Genomic DNA, 18,097 nt, shown 5'->3' with positions numbered 1-18,097 from the left:
ACACCGCGCCTGGGTTGAGCCGTCCAGGTCGACGGACACACAACAAGGCCCAGACGGCTGGCCGTCCGGGAGCCGAGGGGTCTGTTACCGGGATCAGCGGTCGGTGGCACGAGCGGAGTGCGAGCCGACCAGGAGGCCCTTGCCCGATGCGCTGGTCGTGATCTGAGCCGTCAGGCCTGGGAGTTCCCCGAACTCGTCCTGCGGTAGTTGCACGGCCTTGGTGCTTCCCGGCCGCAGGATGAAGTGTCGCTTTACGAACGGTGTCGCAACGAGCTGGTGCACGTCGTTTTCTCTTCGCCGGGCGAAGAGGGTGGTGGTCTCGGGGACCCGGGCGCGGGGGAGGGGAGCACGCCCTGGGGCAACGGTCATCGTTGCCCCCGTTACCGCTCGTCGCGTTGATGCCGGCACTGGGGGCAACCGCCGCCAGTACCTCATCGACCTGCCCGGGGGCGCGAAGGTCGAGCTGGTACCACGAGGCTCCGGGCATGCTGCCCGGGCGGGAACAGTACGTTGCGGCCGTCTCCCAGCCTGCAGCAACCGCCTGACGCACAAGCTCCGTCCCCAGAAACCCGCTGCCACCGATGATCAAGACCCTCATGACGCCCAACGGTAGGGCAGTTGACTGCACTAACTTGGGTCTGAGGGGCCACGAAGTTTCCGGACAGGGACCCAATAGGGTTGTCCTGAACAGGAAATGAGGAAGCAGTGGCGCCACCCAGCAAGTACTCACCGGAGTTCCGCGAGGAAGCCGTCCAGATCGCGTTGAGGTCGAGCAAGACGATCTCCGAAGTCGCCCGGGAGCTTGAGCTGAACCCGGAGACGCTACGCGGCTGGGTCAAGAAGCACCAGAAGCAGCAGGAACCGGCCCCCGACTCGGAACTGACAGTGAACGAGCGGGCGCGCCTGAAGGAACTCGAACGACGCAACCGCGAGCTGGAGATGGAAGTTACCTTCCTGAAAAAAGCCGCAGCGTACTTCGCGAAGGATCCCCGGTAGCAAGCAAGTACGAGTTCATCGACGAGATGCGGCTCGACACCGAGGAGTACGCATACAGCGTCGAGTTCATGTGCGGCCGACTCGGCGTATCCAGATCCGGCTACTACGACTGGCGAGCCCGCCCGGAAACCGCGACCGGCCAACGGCGCGACGAACTGAAGCTGCTCATCGAGAAAGCCTTCGATATGTCCGACAGCACCTACGGACATCGGCGCATCCAGGCCCAGCTGCACCGCTGGGGCGTCACCGCCGGCCTGGAACTGGTCCGCCGGCTCATGCGCGAGCTGGGCCTTGAGCCCTGCCAGCCGCGGCCGAAGAGGTTCAGCCTCACCCGGGCCGCGGCCGGTCAGGTGCCGGACCTCGTCGGCCGCAACTTCACCGCTGACGCGCCCGGCGAAAAGCTCGTCGGCGACATTACCTACATCGCGACTGGGGAAGGCTGGCTGTACCTCGCAACGGTCATCGACTGCTGCACGAAGGAAGTCATCGGTTACGCGATGGACGACCACTACCAAACCCCACTGATATCCAGGGCGATCCGCAACGCGGCACGGAACAGGAACCTCTCGGCCGGCGCAATATTTCACTCCGACCGCGGAAGTAACTACATGTCAGCCGAGTTCGGGAAGACGCTCGACCGGTTCGGGCTCCGCAGATCTTCCGGCCGCACCGGGATCTGTTTCGACAACGCCATGGCCGAATCATTCTTCGGCGCACTGAAGAACGAGCGTGTATCAAGGGTGACTTACCTGACCCGCGAGGCCGCCCGGCAGGACATCACTCGCTACATCGAATTCTGGTACAATCGCAAGCGCCTCCACTCGTCGGTGGGTTACCGCCCTCCACGCGAAGTCCACGCCGAGTACGAGAAGTTGCGAATCGCCGCGTGAAATAGACGGTCAGATACCTGTCCGGAAAACGCGAGGCCCCTCAGTCAAGGCTCGACGTGGTAGCGGTGTGGAAGGCGAGACGCCGTCGTTGCCTTGGCGCGTCGTGAAGGGGCTGGGCCTGGTCCACCAAGGCCGTGAGGGGGAGAACCGATGGACGTTGTGGGCACATCGATCACAGCGGTGGTTGCACTGCTTGGCGTGGTTCTGGGCGGTTGGTTGTCCATTCGCAATCAAGACCGGTTGTGGCAGCGTGACCACGCGCGCCAATGGAGGGACATCCGCCTCGCTGCCTGCAAAGACTTCGTGGCTGCCTACCGTGCCTCGTGGCGCACAGCGTGCGCTTCACCACCCACCTGCGGGCCAGTACGACAAATTCGCGTTGCCCGTCGGATCGGCGCACGACCTCGATCCGGACTCCGTGACGGGCGAACGCCTTCGCCAGCGCCGGACCCTGGTAGGCACTATCGACCCACACCAGCTTCAACAGCCGGCCCGGCTGGTCCATGAACGTCTCCAGCAGCGCGGGGGCGGCCTCGGAGTCGTGCACATCGGCCGTGGTCACGGTCACCTCCAGGAGCAGGCCCTCGGAATCGGTCAGGATGTGACGCTTGCGCCCGTCACGTGACTTGCCGCCGTCGTATCCGCGACTGTCCTCGCCGACGGTCTCGGAGGCGTCCACCGACTGACTGCCGATGATTCCCGCACTGGGCTCGGCATTGCGGCCTGCGCGTGCCCTCGCCGTGCGGCGCAGGCGTTCGTGCAGTTCACGCACGTAGTCGCAGGCCCGCCAGCGGCGGAAGAAGTCGTAGACCGCCCGCCAGTGCGGGAAGTCGACCGGCATGGCCATCCACTTCACGCCGTTGTCGACCAGGTAACGCACAGCGTCGAGCATCTCGCGGTGGCAATACGCCTCCGGACGCCCGCCCCGCTTGAGCAGCCAGGCCAGCACCGGCATCGCGGAGCGGACCTCGGCCCACTCCGCATCCGTCATGTCACTCGGATAGCAGCCTGCCCGCAGCCCCGGAGCGACCGAACCGGTGCACGTAGCAGTCACACCCAGGGGTGACCGCGGTGGACGCAGGCACAGTGGTACTGCTCAACTGATCAGGCAACGGGCTTCCTTGGTCGTGCTGGGTGTCGTAACCGCGTCACTACCAAGGGGTCCGTTTTTTCATGCCCACGGCCGCACCCGTACCTCTGTCACGGCAGCTGTAAGTCTTGATTGTTGAGGTGTCCGTGCAGGTCAGGGGGGTGGCCGCAGACACGGGAATGGCCACCGTGATCATTGACGTGTGTGAATACGATCAAGAACCAGGTGGCCGTGGAGGCCACGATAGCCGAGCGGGTCTGGACGGCGGCGTTCGGGTCGCTGATGGCGGCGGTGGCCGTCTGCTTCCCGCGCCGGGACTCGCGGATGCTGGGCCGGGCGATGACGCAGGGCATGCTGATGGAGCTGGAGCGGCGCAACTGCTGGACCCTCGCCGAGGCGCTCGGGCACGACGGGCCGCACCGCCTCCAGCACTTCCTCTCGCGCGGCGCCTGGAACCATGACCTGGCCCGCGACCATCTCGCCGCCTGGGTCGCGGCCGAACTCGCCGACAACGAAGCCGTGTTGATCGTCGACGAGACGGGTGACGAGAAGTCCTCCACTGACTGCGTGGGAGCCTCCCACCAGTACTCCGGCGCTCTTGGCGGGGTGGGTCTGTGCCAGGTCGCCGTCCATCTCACCTACGCCTCGCCGCGCGGTCATGCCCTGATCGACCGCGAGCTCTACCTGCCCGCCGCCTGGGCCGAAGACGAGGAGCGCAGGCTGCTGCGGCACGTGCCCGACGAGGTCACCTTCGCCACCAAGCCTCAGCTGGCCGCCGCCATGCTGCACCGCGCCCGTCAACTCGGCCTTCCCGCCCGCTGGTTCACCGGCGACGAGGTCTACAGCAGCCTGGAGCTGCGCCGCACCGCCCGCACGCTGGGCTTCGACTACGCCCTGGCGGTCAAGGCCGACCATCGCGCGAGCACTGCCGTGGGCCGCTTCAGCGCCACTGAGCTGGCGGCGAAGGCGCCGGCCAGGGCCTGGATGCGACGACGTACGGGCAACGGCACCAAGGGCGACCGCCACTACGACTGGGCCCTGATCGACGTCCTGGCCGACGACGCCCCCGCGGACCGGGACGAGGCCGGGCACGCGTTCCTCGTCGTGCGCCGCCACCGTTACACCCGCGAACTGTCCTTCTACCGCTGCCACTCCATCACCCCCGTCAGCCTCGCGGTCCTCGTGAACACCATCTGCACCCGCTGGAAGATCGAGGAGGATTTCCAGGGCGCGAAGGGCCTGGCCGGACTCGACCAGGGCCAGGTGACCTGCTGGACCTCCTGGATGCGCTGGAGCCTGATCAGCCTGTTCGCCGCCGCCGTCCTCGCCGTCACCCACGCTGCCACCCGCACCATCGACGGAACCGAACACGGCCTTCAACTCGCCCCGGCCAGCGGGCGCGAACTCCTGGCCGTCCTGCGGATCACCGCACTCCCCACGCCCCGCCGCGACCTCGAGCACGCCCTGCACTGGTCTGCCTGGCGCCGTCACCACCGGCACCAGGCCACTGAGGCCCACCGCCGATGGAACAACATCACCGCGGCGGCGACCACATGACCGGAGCCAGACGATCAAGACTTACAGCTGCCGTGTCTGTCCAGATGATCACCCGCGCCGCACACCTCGAACGAAATCCGGTTTGCCACAACGCACTTAGCCGACCGAGCGATGCGACGGGAGCCAAAGTTGAGCGTAGTCAACGGCGTCCACAAAGCTCAGCAGCTTGCATTGAGCTGATCCGATCAGGCTGCTTCGCACACTCTCACCCGCTGACGCCCGTTCAAAGTCCGCTCCGAGCAGGCCGAAGTCGCTGTCGTCCAAGGCAACGTCTTCGTACTCCCACCACTGCCGCAGGCCGTTCCTTCGGATGACGCACCTGTAAGTGCGGCGGGGAGGAGCGTCGACTCGGTACTCACTGAGATGGAATGCAGTACACCGGTCGAAACCGACGCCCAGCAGTAGTACTTGCGCTTGCGTGTCGTACAACCGGGCGAGAGGGGAATCCTCGCCGAGGTGACAGTCGGGATGGTGACCGTCAATGATCTTTGCGGCTTGAGCACCCAGCGCAGCGAATGATGTCTGTGGATGACCGCTGCGCGCGGACTGCGGATGGCACCGAACCGCCTCGGCCAGGACGCCCATGCCCGTAGATGGAGTGTTTGCTGGATCGAAGGGCGGCATATTGTCCCAAAAGGCGATGCGAGCCTCATCGCTCAGACCGCGGATCCGTTCCCGGTGAGCAGATGACGTATCCGAGTTGTCTGAAGTAAATGTGGGGACCACGAGCGTGCCTTCGGGGCCCAGCACACGACTGAGCGCACTCAGCACGGAGGCAGCGCCACCCGCGACCCTTCCCACGGAACTCAGCGAGGCGTGCACCATCAGGGTGTCGCCATTTGCGATACCCAGTTCGGTGAGCTGGTGAGTGACTTCAGATTCGGTGAGCTCTTCCATGGCAGAGACAGTGCGCATGGTTCCCCATTCCCGCCGCCCCCACGGCAAGGTGGGCGGCGCATGGTCGGTGACGGCTCATCCTAGATCCCAGCGCCAGACAGATTCTGCCCAATGAGCAGGAGAAGACCACGTCGAACATAGTCATCATTTCCACTTGTGGGGGTCTGGAACCTAACTGCGAGCCGAAGCGCTGCGAAGCTCTGTCTCTGCGCCCCTCAGGCAGTGCAACGTCCTCTCGTGGCGATCGCCGACCGCGTCGGTCACCCGCACACGGATCTCGAAGTCCTCCAGCAACTTGGTGGCCTGCTCGGAGAATCGGCCAACGTAGACAGTGCCCAGGACAGCGCCCTGGCCGATGGTGTTCAGGTCGAAGTCCTTGCCGATCTCCAGGCTCAACTGCTCCAGCCCTGCCACCATGGAACGGTGGCTCACCCATTCCCCACCCCACCCTTGCCTGTGTCGAAGCCGATAGCTGACCTCGTCCACGGCAACGCTGTGGGTCCCTCCGTTCCGCATCTCGACGTGCCAGACGTGGCGCCCATTCATCCCGTACTCGTTGCTTCGGGGCTGGGCACGCCATCCAATCAACGGGCGGACAGCTCGGGCGTACTGCGCTCGGGCGAATGTCAGTCCCATGGCGACAGCAAGCAGACTCGCCGCTGAAGGGCGATCCAATAGAGACAGGCGCCACATCCCTGAATCCCTCGCGCCCGGTTCAAGATTCGTACGAACTATTTCCCACAGCAACATCAGGAAGAGCAGGATCACCAGACCCATCGGAACCTTGAACAGTACGAAGCTCCGGCCGATTTTGCGCGTGAGTTCCTGGCCTTCGAACCTGTCCCGCGGCATACCAAGCCCCCCAACTTGTGCCCACCCGTTCGTCTGTTCTCCTCAGAATGCGGTACGCAAGAACCCCCGCCAAGAGGCTAGTGTCCTGCGCCAGGAATTCGATGTAGATGTGTAGCCTTGGGCTGTGGCGCGTATGGGACGGCCGATGGCCGAGCTGACATTGACGGATGAGGAACGCGAGACGCTGGTCCGCTGGTCACGGCGGGCCAAATCCTCGCAGGCGCTGGCGCAACGCTGCCGGATCGTCCTCGGCTGCGCGGACGGGAAGTCGAACCAGGAGGTCGCTGCCGAGATCGGGGTGTGGCCCCAGACCGTGGGCAAGTGGCGGCGGCGGTTCCTCGCCGGCCGGCTGGAGGGCCTGGCCGACGAGCAACGCCCCGGCGCCCCGCGGAAGGTCAGTGACGAGCAGATCGAGGACCTGGTCGTCGCCACCTTGGAACGGACCCCCAAGGACGCCACCCACTGGTCGCGGGCGTCCATGGCCGCCGAGAGCGGGCTGTCGAAGTCCACGGTCGGCCGGGTCTGGAAGGCGTTCGGTCTTAAACCGCACCTGGTGGACACCTTCAAGCTCAGCAAGGACCCGCAGTTCATCGAGAAGGTCCGCGACGTGGTCGGGCTCTACCTGGACCCGCCGGAGCGGGCCCTGGTGCTCTGCGTGGACGAGAAGAGCCAGATCCAGGCGCTGGACCGGTCCGCGCCGGTGCTCCCGATGATGCCGGGCATGCCCGAGCGTCGCACGCACGACTACCTCCGCAACGGCGTGACCACGCTGTTCGCGGCACTGGACGTGGCGACCGGTGAAGTCATCGGCTCGCTGCAGTATCTCGTGTACCAGATCTCCCGCGAACTGGGCCTGACCCAGGACTGGCCGGTTGTGATCGTCGGTATCGGTAACCTCGGCGCCGCGCTGGCCAACTACGGAGGATTCGCGTCCCGCGGCTTTCGGGTCGCCGCGCTCATCGACGCCGACGCGCACTTGACCGGCAAGCTGGTCGCCGGTCTGCCCGTGCGGCATGCTGATGAGCTGCAGGAGGTCGTCCAGGTCCAGCAGGCGTCCATGGCCGTGATTGCCACGCCCGCCGGTTCGGCGCAAGAAGTGTGCGATCAGCTGGTAGCCGCCGGGGTCACCTCCATCCTGAACTTCGCGCCGACCGTCCTGTCCGTCCCGGACGGCGTCGACGTGCGCAAGGTCGACCTCTCCATCGAGCTGCAGATCCTTGCCTTTCACGAGCAACGCCGGGCCGGCGAGGAAGCTGAACAGGAAGCTTCGAGCACGGAATCGAGAACCTCGAGGCCTTCATGGGAGGAAGGCCGCAGCGAGACCCGCATGAGCAGCTGAGTAGGCGCACCGTCACATCGCGCACGGACGACACCTTCTGCCCAATCGGGGAGGCAGGTGCTGGAGATCGGGACCGGCACCGGATACTCAACCGCAGTCCTGAGCACCCGGCTGGGCGAGCAGAACGTCACCTCGATCGAATACGACGAGGACGTGGCCGCACGGGCACGGACAGCCCTCGGCCGACTCGGCGTGTACCCCACGCTCATCAGCGGTGACGGCCTCCTCGGCTACCCCGACAGCGCCCCGTAGGACCGCGTCATCGCAACCTGCAGCGTGCACACGGTTCCCGCGGCCTGGATCGAACAGACCCGGCCCGGCGGGCTGATCCTGACGACCATCGGCGGCTGGCTCGGCTCCTCGGAGCTTGCGCGCTTGAACGGAGATCGCTATGGCCAGCAAGTTCAAAAGGGTGGCCCCGTCCACGAGCGCATCGTAGAGCTGCAGTCCCAGGTTGGCGAGGGTCGCGAAGTGGTCCGGTAGAACTTCTGCCGGCCCGGCATCGTAAGGCAGAAGGCCGCCGAACGCGGTGCCGTGAACGGCACACGGATGGGGAGAACACCGCTGTCGCTCTCGCCCCACAGCAAACAGCCTGGCGTGTGGCCAACAGCGTTGCCCGTCCGCCACACGGGGTGTCAGCCGACCCGGCGGGTGGCCCGCCCCGTCGCAAGCCCGATACCCCCGTGCCCCGGGCGCTGCGCCGGCCCTGTGACGAGCGCGCCCAGCAGTCCAGGACGAGGCCGTGGTCCCGCAGTCGGCACCCTTGCAGTCCACGACAAACAGCGACAAGGCGTCTGCCGCGTCTGCGGATGCGACCCCTGCCCGCTACCGAGGCGACTTCCCGCAGGTCGGCGACGCAGGCGTTCAGGCCAACCCGGAAGGCAAGCTCAAGCCGATCCAGACTCGAACGGTGTCCGGCGCCTACCTCAAGCACGTGACGGCGCTGGGATCTTCCGACGTCGGCTGACTCGCATGTGGCCCCGGCCGCCTGGCCGTTTACCGCCGATTGGGTCAGCATGGGCGGCTCGGCCGCCCATGCGCCGGAGCCCTACGGGGCCGCAGCGGCGGCGTTGAGCGAGCGGCTGCGCGAGCTCGTCGATGCCGGGCTCGTCACCCACACCCACCTGCCTTCAGCTCCAACGGCAACTGCAAGGCCACCACGGCGGCTGTCGATGGCCGCTACCGGGCGGTCGCGTAGCGCCGCCGTGATGGAAACGGAGGCGAGGAAGGCTGCCACACCCTGGAGCAGCAACGCCCCACAGCCCGGCCCGGCTCAAAGATCCGGATCGCCGTCCTTGGAATCGGGCTGAGGAGGGCGAACATCGCGAAGGGCCTCGCCAGCAATGTCCTTGAACCGCTGGAACGGTGGGTCCTCGCCCGTCAGGTATCCAAGGTACTCCGTGAGCGTTGCCAGGCCGCCTTCGATCCAACGGACCTGATCCATCACGGCCAAGGCGAACAAGCGTGGAGTCAGATGGTCGGGGACTTCGAACCGCACGTCAGGGAACGCATCGCTGATGTACCGCATGCACATGGATCGTCCTTGCGGGTCTTGCATCATCGGCAAGTCCAGGAACGCGTCGCTCAGTTCTGCCATGTAGCGGCCCACTGACAATCGCTCGGCCTGCGGGCTGCTCCGCCGCTGTGGCACGGGCTCAGTGTTATTGCGTGAGGCGGCGATCCAGAGGGCATGGAAATGCCGGCGCTCTTCGGGCGCAGACAGGCCTGGGGCTTGCTCGCTCAAGGCCTTCACGATGATGTCGACCATGCCCCACGTCGGCAAGCGCCCCCTGCTGAAGACATCGTAGATACGGCTGTGGCTGAACGCCCCTCGGCCAAGTGCCCGCTCCAGGTCGCGCACGGACGGCTGGCCTGCGAGCAGGTGCAGATGGTGGAGCGCATCGTTCAGCTCCTTCAGCCGCCCAGGTGCAAGCTCAGGTCTGCGGAGTTTTCCCAACAGGTCCTCCTGCCGTCTGGTTCTGTCTGATTCTGTATGACAACACTTCCTGAAACAGGTCTCCCCGGGCAATACGTACGGCGTTGTCGGACTCCGTAAAGCGGGCTCCCAGGGCCCTCACCCTGTAGGTAAAGGGCCGTGCATAGAGGGGAGTTGAGGTTCATGGAAGGCGAGCGCCTACGACGTCTGCGTCATGCCGCGCTGTTCGCGGCTGTGCGAGGAGCGTCCACCGCGGCCGGCGGTGCGCTGGTCGGGGCGATCCTCTGGTGGATCCGGCAGCGATGATGCGGGAGTTGCCTGTGCCGCCAAGCCTGCTGCACAGGCATGCGGCGATGGCTGCGGGTGCCGGCCACTGTGATCCAGTTGCTCAACTGGGCTGCGGGCTCCCTTTCCGCCTGATTTTTGGCGGACCTGCCTGACACCCGTGCTGACTGTGTTGCGCGGGCAGCACGCTGCCCGGGGGACCGGCCGTGTCACCGGGCCACCGTCATGGCCGTCAACCGGCCCGGCCGGCCGCGTCCTTCCGGGCCTCGACCGCCAACCGGGTTGCACGCTCGCGCAGTTCGTCGGGGTACTTACGGGGAGCAGCCATGAGCGGCATCCTTCCGGGTCTTCGATGTCTCCATCAAACCCGGGGCGGTTCCAGGTTCTTCTAGAGGTGGAACCGGGCAGGAGTCGTCACCTATATCCGTGACCAGCTTCGCCGGAGGATCCGTACCGGCAAGGGCCGCTGCCCGCACCCGGTGACCCTGATCGTCGACTCCCAGTCGGTCAAGGGCGCCTCCACCGTCGGCCAGGGAAGCCGCGGCTACGACCCCGCGAAGAAGATCAACGGCCGCAAACGACATATCACCGTGGACACACTCTGCCTGCCCGTGATGATCATGGTGACGGCCACCGACCTCCAGGACCGCGACGCCGCCCGCGACGTGTTCTGGCGCCTGCGTCTGACCCAGCCGCAGATCACCCAGGTCTGGGCCGACCGCAGCTACGCCGGCGACCTCGTGGACTGGGCCCGCGACCGCCTCTGGCTCACCCTGCGCATCGTCTCCCGGCCCAAGGGCACCAAGGGCTTCGTCGTCCTGCCCCGCCGCTGGAAAGTAGAGCGCAGGATGTGCGCCACGAGGCGCTCTGTTTGTATCCCTGGCTCGGCCGGGAGGAACTCGGAAGGAGGTTCCTGGGCCTGATGACTTACCTGGATCCGAAAGGTGAAGGGGACAACAGCATGTCAGGAAACCAGCGACCGTGCTCAGTTGTCGCAGACGGTGCGCTCGGAGGCCCGCGCGATATGGCGAAGACTGGATTGTTTGAAGCCCAATCTCCAGCAGATGCAAGTTCTCATCCGCCGGAACGACAGCTGAAACCGGCGCCGCACCCTGCACGGGGTTCGATCGTGCCCCCGTGCACCTCCGGGGTGCGGAGCGATGCCCAGCGAGGGCATTCAAGGAGATGAGTGGGACGCCTGTGTCGCGCTAGAACGTACAGCAGAGACGAACGTGGGATCGCCTACGGGACGCGAGTCCTATGGCGACGGAGGCCCCGTAGTGGTCGCCGGAGTAACGGCTGGCCGGGGAGGACGGGAAAGCCGTCCACATCGGGCGAAAGGGGCCAGGTGGCTCGGACACGCCAGACCCGGGAGGTATGCGAAATGCAGATCGCCGCAACGGCGCCGTGTGTCCTGCGCGAGCAGTCTGACTCGCTCACGCTGTAGTCACTGGAGAGCCGGATGATCGGGAAACCATCACGTCCGGTTCGGCGGGAGGCCGCGCGGAAAAGGATCTGCCACGGCAGACACCTCGCCGCGCGGCCGACCCAACCGGCTGGTGCATGAACGCCCGCCGCAACGCCCGCGACTACGAACGCCTCCCGCAGCGCTCCGAAGCACACCTGAACTGGGCACTCATCACCATGATGACCAGGCGCCTCACCCGCAAAAGCCCCCACACCAGCTGGACGAAAAAGCGCACCGGAAATGGGGAGATGTCCTGTTGACCCGGCTCACCTCGGTCAGAGGTGGGCGACTGGTCTGATGGGTCAGTCCAAGGTCTGCGTCAGTTCGCTCCGACTCGGGGCGTGGACGATACGGCCGTACGCTCCGTTGACGATCGGCATATAGGGCGGGACGTGGCCGCACTCGATGTCGGCGATGATCGGCACGTTGAAAGAACCGAGTGCGTCGAGGACGGCCTCGTGCTGGCTGAGGGAACGGTTGCCGGGTGCGTTGGTCCGGCCTACGAGAACCGCGTTCGCCCGGTCGAAGAACCCAGCGAGCTTCATGCCATGCAGGTTCCGGCAGATGGTGAAAGCATCGTCGCCAGCTGCCTCCACATACACGAGGAGCCCATCCGGTGACTCGTTGCGAGCGATGGCCGAGACGTCGAGGTAGGACGTCCCCGCGAGATTGCACAGAGTTTCGATGCAGCCGCCGATCAGTCTTCCCTCTGCCTCCACGTCACCACTCCCGTTGAGCCGGGTCCAGGCGCCCACGGAGTCGAGCGTGTACTCGCGTATGTCGGGGCAGGCGGCAAAGTCGTCGAAGCCGGTGGTCCGGTGGCGACCGGGTGGAGTCTGGGTGAACTGGTGCCCCGGGGGCGCTGTAACGATGTCGAGCCACGATCGCAGTCCGTCAGGCACTCGGTAGGGCGTGTCCATGAGGTTGTTGCCATGGACGGTCGCCGTCCCGGTAGCCAGAGTCATCGGCGTGATCAGGGTCGCCATGTCGGAGAATCCGACGAGCCAGGTGGGCTCTGCCTCCCGCAGCCTGTCCCAGTCGAGCAGTGGCAGCAGGTCAATCGCGGTCTCTCCGCCCCACGGCGGCACGATGGCCTTGACAGTGGAGTCGGTCAGCATCGACATCAGCTCGCTTGCGCGGTCAGCAGCCGAAGCACTGACGTGCCCGGAGCCGTCCATGCACCGGCCTATAACGACCTCGTACCCGCGATCCTGGACGTCACGAACGGCGACATTGAGGCGCTCACGCAGTTCCTTCGCGACCCCGCTCGATGGAGAGGTAACACCAACACGGTCACCGGGACGCGGGGGGGTGCCTCTATGTTTTCCGTCAAGGCGCCCCTGACGGGTTTGGGGTGGTTCGGGGTTACTGGGGTTATGCGGCGAGCTCGACGTCCGTCGGTGTCCGGGATTCGTAGAAGGTGCCGTCGCGGAGCATGGCGAACAGGACGCTGATGCGTTGGCGGGCGAGGCGGAGGAGGGCTTGGGTGTGGGTCTTGCCGCGGGCTCGTTGCTTGTCGTAGTAGGCGCGGGAGGCGGGGTCGGCGTTCATGCAGGCGAAGGCGGACAGGAACATGGCCCGTTTGAGCTGCCGGTTGCCGCCTCGGGGTGCGTGTTCGCCGTGGATGGAGGTGCCGGACGACTTCGTGGTGGGGGCGAGGCCGGCGTAGGAGGCGAGGTGGGCGGCGGTGGGGAAGCTGGTGCCGTCGCCGACGGTGACCAGCAGGACGGCGGCGGTCCTGACGCCGACGCCGGGCATCGACGTCAGGACCGGGGAAAGAGGGTGCGCCTCCAGCAGGGTGTTGATCTGGGCTTCCATCGCCCGGCGCTGGGTGTGGACGGCGGCCAGGGAGGCGGCCAGAGAGGGGATGACGATGTCGAGGGTGCCGGTGCCGGGGACGACGACGGTCTGCTCGTCCAGGGCGGTGAAGACGTCGTCGATGAGCCGGGATGCCATGCGCGGGGCCTTGGGCCGGATGAGCTCGACGAGCCTGCGGCGGCCGGCTTTGCGCAGGGCGGCCGGGGAGCCGTAGCGTTCCAGCAGCCAGGTGACGGCCTGGTGGTCGAGGCGGGGGCCCAGGACGCGCTCCAGCGACGGGTGGAACTGGGTGAGCAGGCCGCGTATGCGGTTGGAGGTGCGGGTTGCCTCGGCCGCAAGGTCCTGGTCGAAGCCGACGAGCACGGTCAGTTCGGCGGTGATCTCGTCGGTCAGTTCCAGCGAGCGCAGGGTGTGCGGCATGGTGCGGGCCGCGTCCGCGATCACGGCGGCGTCCTTCGCGTCGGTTTTCGCCTCGCCCGGATACAGGTCGGCGATCCGGCGCATGGCCAGGCCGGGCAGGTAGGCGACCTTGCAGCCCGCGTCGCGGGCCACGGTGAGCGGGAGGGCGCCGATGGAGGCAGGCTGGTCCACGATCACCAGGACGGTGCCGAACTTGGCGGTCAGCTTGTCGAGGACGGCCCGCAGTTTCGGCTCGCTGTTGGGCAGCTGCTTGTCGAGGACCTTCTTCCCGGCCGGGGTCAGCCCGTGCCCGTGATGGGCGCTCTTGCCGACGTCCAGGCCGAGGAACACGCCCACGTCTTCGGTGTCGAACATCGCGCCCTTCCCGGGGTGTTGAACGTGCCGGCCTCGGCAGTGGTGTCGTGCTGGCGCATCCACGTTATGCAGACCTGCCATCCGCGAGCTGTCCGGCATTGCGCCGGACCGGGTGGTGGCCGGACCTCTGATCAGCGTCTCCGACGGCACCTGCCGGGCCCGGTGACACCACCCCCCAGGTCATCCGTTCGACAGGGGGACACAGTCATGCCGGGCCCGGAGGCCAGCGGCCCCATTGCGGAGCCGCGAAGAACATAACGGGGGGGGTATCGAACAGCCATGCGCTGAATTTTGACACAGTGCCATATCGGGAGGACAGCGAGTTCTATGCGCTCCAAACGGCACGGATGTCTGGTCACCAGGTTCAAAAACACCTAGTCAGCCCGACTGGGCGGACCTCAGCGCCGCCAGCAGCGTACGAGCGTCCCGGACCGTGGGATGGCCGTCACCAAGACGTACGGAGACCTCGTCCACGACGCGTTCGGCGTACGCTGTTCCGCTTGTCCCGTCGTAGCCGAGCATGGCGTGGGAGACCTTGAGGCGCAGGGCCAGGGGGTGGTCCTCGCCGAGCCGGGAGCGCGCCTCCGCGGCGAAGGCGCCGCATTCCCGGCGTACCTGCTCGGTCGGCTTCGAGCCGCCTTCGCGTTCCCAGGCGAGGACTTGGGCTTCGAGGTCCTGGGCTGCGGTGTCGGGGGTGCGGGCCTCAGGCGGTGTGTCACCGGTGCCGCCGCCCATCTCCGGCCGTGCGGCGACCGTGGTGTCGTCCGGTCCCTCGACCCGAGTGTGGACGAGCGTCTCGAAGCGGCGGGTGGCCGGGAGGGTGGCGTGCTCGCGGATGAGGGTCGTCGCCTCGGCGGGCAGGGGCGGCGGGGCGCACCGTTCCGCCTCCGGTCGCAGGGGTGCCCCCGCCGGGCCGGCCGCGAGGGCCGCGGCGACCTCGGCGGGGGTCGGCCGCCGGGCCGGATCGGCCTGGAGGCACGACCGCACCACCTCCTCCAGTTCGGCGGGCAGACCCGCCAGGTCGGGCGTGCCGTCGCAGATGTTGCTCATCACGGCGAGGACCTTCCTGCCCCAGGGAAGGCGCCCCAGGGCGAGGCGGGCGAGGAGCGTGCCGAGGGAGAACACGTCGCTGGCCGGGGTGAACTGCTCATGCTCCCGGATCTGTTCCGGCGAGGAGTAGGCGTACGTACCGGCGAACCCGCTCCGGGGCTCGGTCAGCCGCTCGATCTGCGCGATACCGAAGTCGATGACGCGGGGGCCGTCCTCGGTCAGCAGCACGTTCGCGGGCTTGAGGTCGAGATGCACGATGCCCTCGGCGTGGATGGCGCTGAGCGCGGAGGCAATGCCCGCACCGATGCCGCGGACGGTGGCGGTATCCAGGGCGCCGCACCGCTCGGCCACCTCCTGCAGCGAGGGCGCGGCCACGAACGGCACGGCCATCCAGGGGGTTTCGCCGCTGGTGTCGGCGGCGATCACGGGCACGGTGAACCGGCCGCTGACCCGCCGGGCCGCCTGCACCTCGTGCGTGAACCCCTCCCGGATCGAGGAGTCGGCCGCGTACTGCGCGTGCAGGGTCTTGACCGCCACCATGACGCCGTCCGGATCCTGGCAGAGGTAGACGCGGCCGAACCCGCCCTCCCCGACGCGCTCCAGGACCTCGTAGGAACCGAAGGCCGCCGGATCCTCCGCCGTCCGCGCGGACGTGGCCCGCCCCACCTGCCGCCACTCGCCCAGGGCCTCGGCTTCGGGGTGGACTGCCGTGGCACCGCCCGGGCCGCGCGCGGGCGCGGGTTCCGGCGCCGCCTGCTCGTCGTCCACCACGACGATCGACACCGTATGGGGTGTGCCCTTCCGGAAGGAGTACGCCTCCACGTTCACATTGCCGGCACCCTCATTGGAGACGTAGACGCCGAGCAGCCCCAGCCGCTCGCACAGGGCGATCTCCTCGGGCCTCGGCCGGCGGTCCGCACGGGCGAAGTAGAAGGCGCGGGCCTCGCACCCCTGGTCGGCCACGCGCTGGATCACGCCGAGCCACTGCTCGATGCTGACCATGTGCGGTCGCGGATCATCGGTACCGTCGGTGACCGGGAAGACCCGGGCGATGTGCCGGGCGCGGGCTTCGCGTGCCAGCAGCCCGAAAGCCGTGGCGGGTGCCGCTTCCACCTGCCTGGCCAGCAGGGTTCCCGCCCTGTCGCCGATGTGGAGTTCCGTCTTCCCGGCGGCCCGGGCGAGTCCGTCCCGTTGCTCGGACAGCGTGTCGTACTCGGGCGAGCCCGGGCCCTGTCCTCGTAGCTCCATACACGCGAGCACTTTCCCGAAACAGACGACGGCCTCGTCCAGGTCCTCCGTCTGCATGGCCGCCTTCGCCTGCGAGACCAGCGCGCCGAGCGTCCGGTCGCTGCCCGCGCCGTACAACTCCTTGCACTTCTCGGCTATGTGGCCGTACATACGGCTCGCCCGCGAGAGGTCACCGCTCCGCTCGATCTCCGCGGCCGCCGCGACCAGGTCCTCCAGGCTGTCGTGCCCCCGCTCGTGGCCGAAAGGCAGCCCGCCGGCGAGTTCTGCATAGCGCCTGCGGGCGATACCGGTGAGTTCGTGCCGACCGCCGAGCTCGCCCTCGGCGGTCTTGAGCATCCGGGTGTAGGTGCGCAGCGCGGCGGCGTTGTCACCGGCCTGCTGCTGCCAGTGGCCCATGTCGCCGAGCAGGTTGAGCGCGGCCTCGGTACGGCCCTCCTGCTCGGCCGAGCGGTGCATCTCCTCGTAACGGCGTACGGCTTCCTCGGCCCGCCCTGCCCGGCCGTGCCAGTGGGCGAGCTGGTGGCGGGCCAGTCCGGTGTCCTGATGCCGAGGTCCCTGGAGCCGCTCCCGGTCGCAGAGGAGCTGAGCGAACAGCTGCACCGCGCCCTCCGTGTCGCCCGACTCCCCTGTCCAGTGGGCGAGTTGGTGCCGCAGGGCCAGGGTGGCGGGGTCGTCGGGCCCGGGCGCGGCCGTCGCCCGAACGACCAGTTCGCGATACCGCTTCACCGCCTTGCCGGGCCTGCCCTGCCGGCCGTCCTGCTCGGCCGAGGCACTGCCCTCCCGCAGCCGCGCGAGCACCTCGGCCGCCGGATCACCAGACTCCGGCGTGCCGTTCCCTCGCTTGCCGATCCAACGCATACAGACCCCCGGAGCTGTCGATCGGCCGACATCCCGCCCTGCGAGCAGACCGGATGAAGGGCCAGTACACGACAAAGTACCGTTCCCAAACTGTGAATCAGGAAGTTTTCCAGCGTCACACGCGGGCCTGCTCCGGCTCCTCGATTGCACTTACGTGTGGAAGTGGTTCGGTCGAACCACTTCGTGGATCCTCGTTCGAGCGCGATGGGCTTCAGGCGAAAGGCGTTTCAGCCAAAACATCTGGGCGGCCTGGCGGAACCTCGGATCGGCCGAACCGAGGAGCCCCGGGCGGGGCACTGCCTCAGCTCTCGGCGCCGAGGACCCGGTCGGTCCGGCCGAGGACGTCGTTGGACAGGGTGAGGAGGGTGTCGGAGAGCTTGCCCAGCTCCTCCGGCGCCAGGGGCCGGGTCTGCACCTCGCGCCCCTTCTGGCTGAGCATGACGAACGGCTGGCCGTTCGCCCGGGACACCCACATGCCGTGGATGTAGGCGTTGCGGCTCTTCAAGTGAGAGCCGATCTCATCCAAGGACTTCACGAGGCCGGACAGCGCATCGTCGGAGATCCGGCCGTCGGCGGCGGCCTTCCGTGCAAGCTTCCTGGCTTCGTCCACGAGCGCGCCCGCAGGTACGCCGTCGAGAGCTTGGCGCTGCTTGTCCGTGGTGGCCAGCAGTCCGCCGGTGTGCCGCACCACCGCCTCAAGGTTTCCGGCGCGGTACACCATGCGGCCGAGGGCGGCCTCGATCGCATTCAGGTCGGCGGGTATGCCGCTTTGTGCGGTCGTCATGAGCGCCAGACTCCCATCCCTCGGTCTGCAACCTCGTTTCGGCCGAAACGAGGTTCGTACCAAACTTCTTCCGGAACCGAAGGAAGTTGAGGGAGGGGCGATGCGTTTGCACGTGACCAACGTGCCTCACGGACCCTCGGAAGCTTTCAAGGCACGTACGCCATACGGGTACTTGGCTCACATGCCTGGTGCTTCGCGGACGCCCTAGATAAGCCCGGCCGTGACCGGGATCACTCCGAACCGGGGGAGGGCCTC

Annotated in this window: 12 protein-coding genes and 6 pseudogenes; 8 read left to right on the top strand and 10 right to left on the bottom strand. The window is 67.2% G+C overall.

Translation table 11 applies throughout. From position 1 onward, the window contains the following. Positions 1-93: 93 nt before the first annotated feature. Entirely contained in the window at positions 94-282 is a 189-nt protein-coding gene (locus tag OG390_RS00745) for a hypothetical protein (protein ID WP_406178332.1), read from the bottom strand. Positions 283-391: 109 nt separating this feature from the next. Then, positions 392-598: pseudogene (locus tag OG390_RS00740) on the bottom strand (sugar nucleotide-binding protein); the annotation flags it as partial. A gap of 107 nt (positions 599-705) precedes the next feature. Here OG390_RS00740 and OG390_RS00735 point away from each other — a divergent pair. After that, positions 706-1,886 (top strand): IS3 family transposase gene (locus tag OG390_RS00735; protein ID WP_406164501.1). Its coding sequence is split into 2 segments (ribosomal slippage): positions 706-970 and positions 970-1,886, totalling 1,182 coding nucleotides; the frame shifts between segments, so codons are not numbered across the junction. A gap of 172 nt (positions 1,887-2,058) precedes the next feature. Here the strand turns inward: OG390_RS00735 and OG390_RS00730 are convergent. Further along, positions 2,059-2,877: an IS5 family transposase gene (locus tag OG390_RS00730; RefSeq protein WP_406164500.1), complete on the bottom strand. Its 819-nt coding sequence runs from the start codon at positions 2,875-2,877 to the stop codon at positions 2,059-2,061. A 303-nt stretch (positions 2,878-3,180) separates the two neighbouring features. Between OG390_RS00730 and OG390_RS00725 the strand changes: the two genes are divergently transcribed. After that, positions 3,181-4,533, top strand: a complete 1,353-nt coding sequence (locus tag OG390_RS00725) for an IS701 family transposase (RefSeq protein WP_406164499.1) — start codon at positions 3,181-3,183, stop codon at positions 4,531-4,533. Between the two features lie 96 nt (positions 4,534-4,629). Here the strand turns inward: OG390_RS00725 and OG390_RS00720 are convergent, their stop codons facing one another. Further along, positions 4,630-5,430, bottom strand: a complete 801-nt coding sequence (locus OG390_RS00720) for an aminoglycoside N(3)-acetyltransferase (protein ID WP_406164498.1) — start codon at positions 5,428-5,430, stop codon at positions 4,630-4,632. Positions 5,431-5,601: 171 nt separating this feature from the next. Further along, positions 5,602-5,862 carry a hypothetical protein gene (locus OG390_RS00715; RefSeq protein ID WP_406164497.1) on the bottom strand — a complete coding sequence of 87 codons (261 nt, stop codon included), beginning with the start codon at positions 5,860-5,862 and terminating at the stop codon, positions 5,602-5,604. A 553-nt stretch (positions 5,863-6,415) separates the two neighbouring features. On the opposite strand from OG390_RS00715, the pseudogene OG390_RS00710 reads away from it, so the two are divergent. From OG390_RS00710 to OG390_RS00695, 4 genes and pseudogenes are all read left to right on the top strand, one after another. Continuing rightward, positions 6,416-7,099: pseudogene (locus tag OG390_RS00710) on the top strand (IS630 family transposase); the annotation flags it as partial. After that, positions 7,097-7,621: pseudogene (locus OG390_RS00705) on the top strand (redox-sensing transcriptional repressor Rex); the annotation flags it as partial. The pseudogenes OG390_RS00710 and OG390_RS00705, both read left to right, overlap by 3 nt. A 54-nt stretch (positions 7,622-7,675) precedes the next feature. Next, positions 7,676-7,873: pseudogene (locus tag OG390_RS00700) on the top strand (methyltransferase domain-containing protein); the annotation flags it as partial. Positions 7,874-8,363: 490 nt separating this feature from the next. Continuing rightward, positions 8,364-8,588 carry a hypothetical protein gene (locus OG390_RS00695; protein ID WP_406164496.1) on the top strand — a complete coding sequence of 75 codons (225 nt, stop codon included), beginning with the start codon at positions 8,364-8,366 and terminating at the stop codon, positions 8,586-8,588. Positions 8,589-8,894: 306 nt separating this feature from the next. On the opposite strand, the gene OG390_RS00690 is transcribed toward OG390_RS00695, so the two are convergent. Continuing rightward, the gene (locus OG390_RS00690; protein ID WP_406164495.1) at positions 8,895-9,578 is read right to left on the bottom strand and encodes an effector-associated domain 2-containing protein; all 684 of its coding nucleotides are present in this window, start codon (positions 9,576-9,578) and stop codon (positions 8,895-8,897) included. 743 nt (positions 9,579-10,321) lie between these two features. On the opposite strand from OG390_RS00690, the gene OG390_RS00685 reads away from it, so the two are divergent. Then, complete coding sequence (locus tag OG390_RS00685) at positions 10,322-10,765, top strand: transposase (RefSeq protein ID WP_406164494.1); 444 nt, start codon at positions 10,322-10,324, stop codon at positions 10,763-10,765. 634 nt (positions 10,766-11,399) lie between these two features. Beyond that, positions 11,400-11,570, top strand: a pseudogene (locus tag OG390_RS00680) (IS5/IS1182 family transposase); the annotation flags it as partial. 42 nt (positions 11,571-11,612) lie between these two features. Here the strand turns inward: OG390_RS00680 and OG390_RS00675 are convergent. The 4 genes and pseudogenes from OG390_RS00675 to OG390_RS00660 form a co-directional block, all read right to left on the bottom strand. Next, positions 11,613-12,620 (bottom strand): annotated as a pseudogene (locus tag OG390_RS00675) (S66 peptidase family protein); the annotation flags it as partial. Positions 12,621-12,684: 64 nt separating this feature from the next. Next, positions 12,685-13,902, bottom strand: a complete 1,218-nt coding sequence (locus OG390_RS00670; RefSeq protein ID WP_406164493.1) for an IS110 family transposase — start codon at positions 13,900-13,902, stop codon at positions 12,685-12,687. 378 nt (positions 13,903-14,280) lie between these two features. Further along, a complete protein-coding gene (locus OG390_RS00665; RefSeq protein WP_406164492.1) occupies positions 14,281-17,058 on the bottom strand; it encodes a protein kinase domain-containing protein in 2,778 nt (925 codons plus the stop codon). 301 nt (positions 17,059-17,359) lie between these two features. After that, complete coding sequence (locus OG390_RS00660; RefSeq protein ID WP_406164491.1) at positions 17,360-17,842, bottom strand: hypothetical protein; 483 nt, start codon at positions 17,840-17,842, stop codon at positions 17,360-17,362. Positions 17,843-18,097 lie beyond the last annotated feature (255 nt).

The organism is Streptomyces sp. NBC_00996, from assembly GCF_045162675.1.
Lineage (GTDB): Bacteria > Actinomycetota > Actinomycetes > Streptomycetales > Streptomycetaceae > Streptomyces.
The sequence above is the reverse complement of the archived record's forward strand: the minus strand, read 5'-3'. Positions and strand labels throughout refer to the sequence as shown.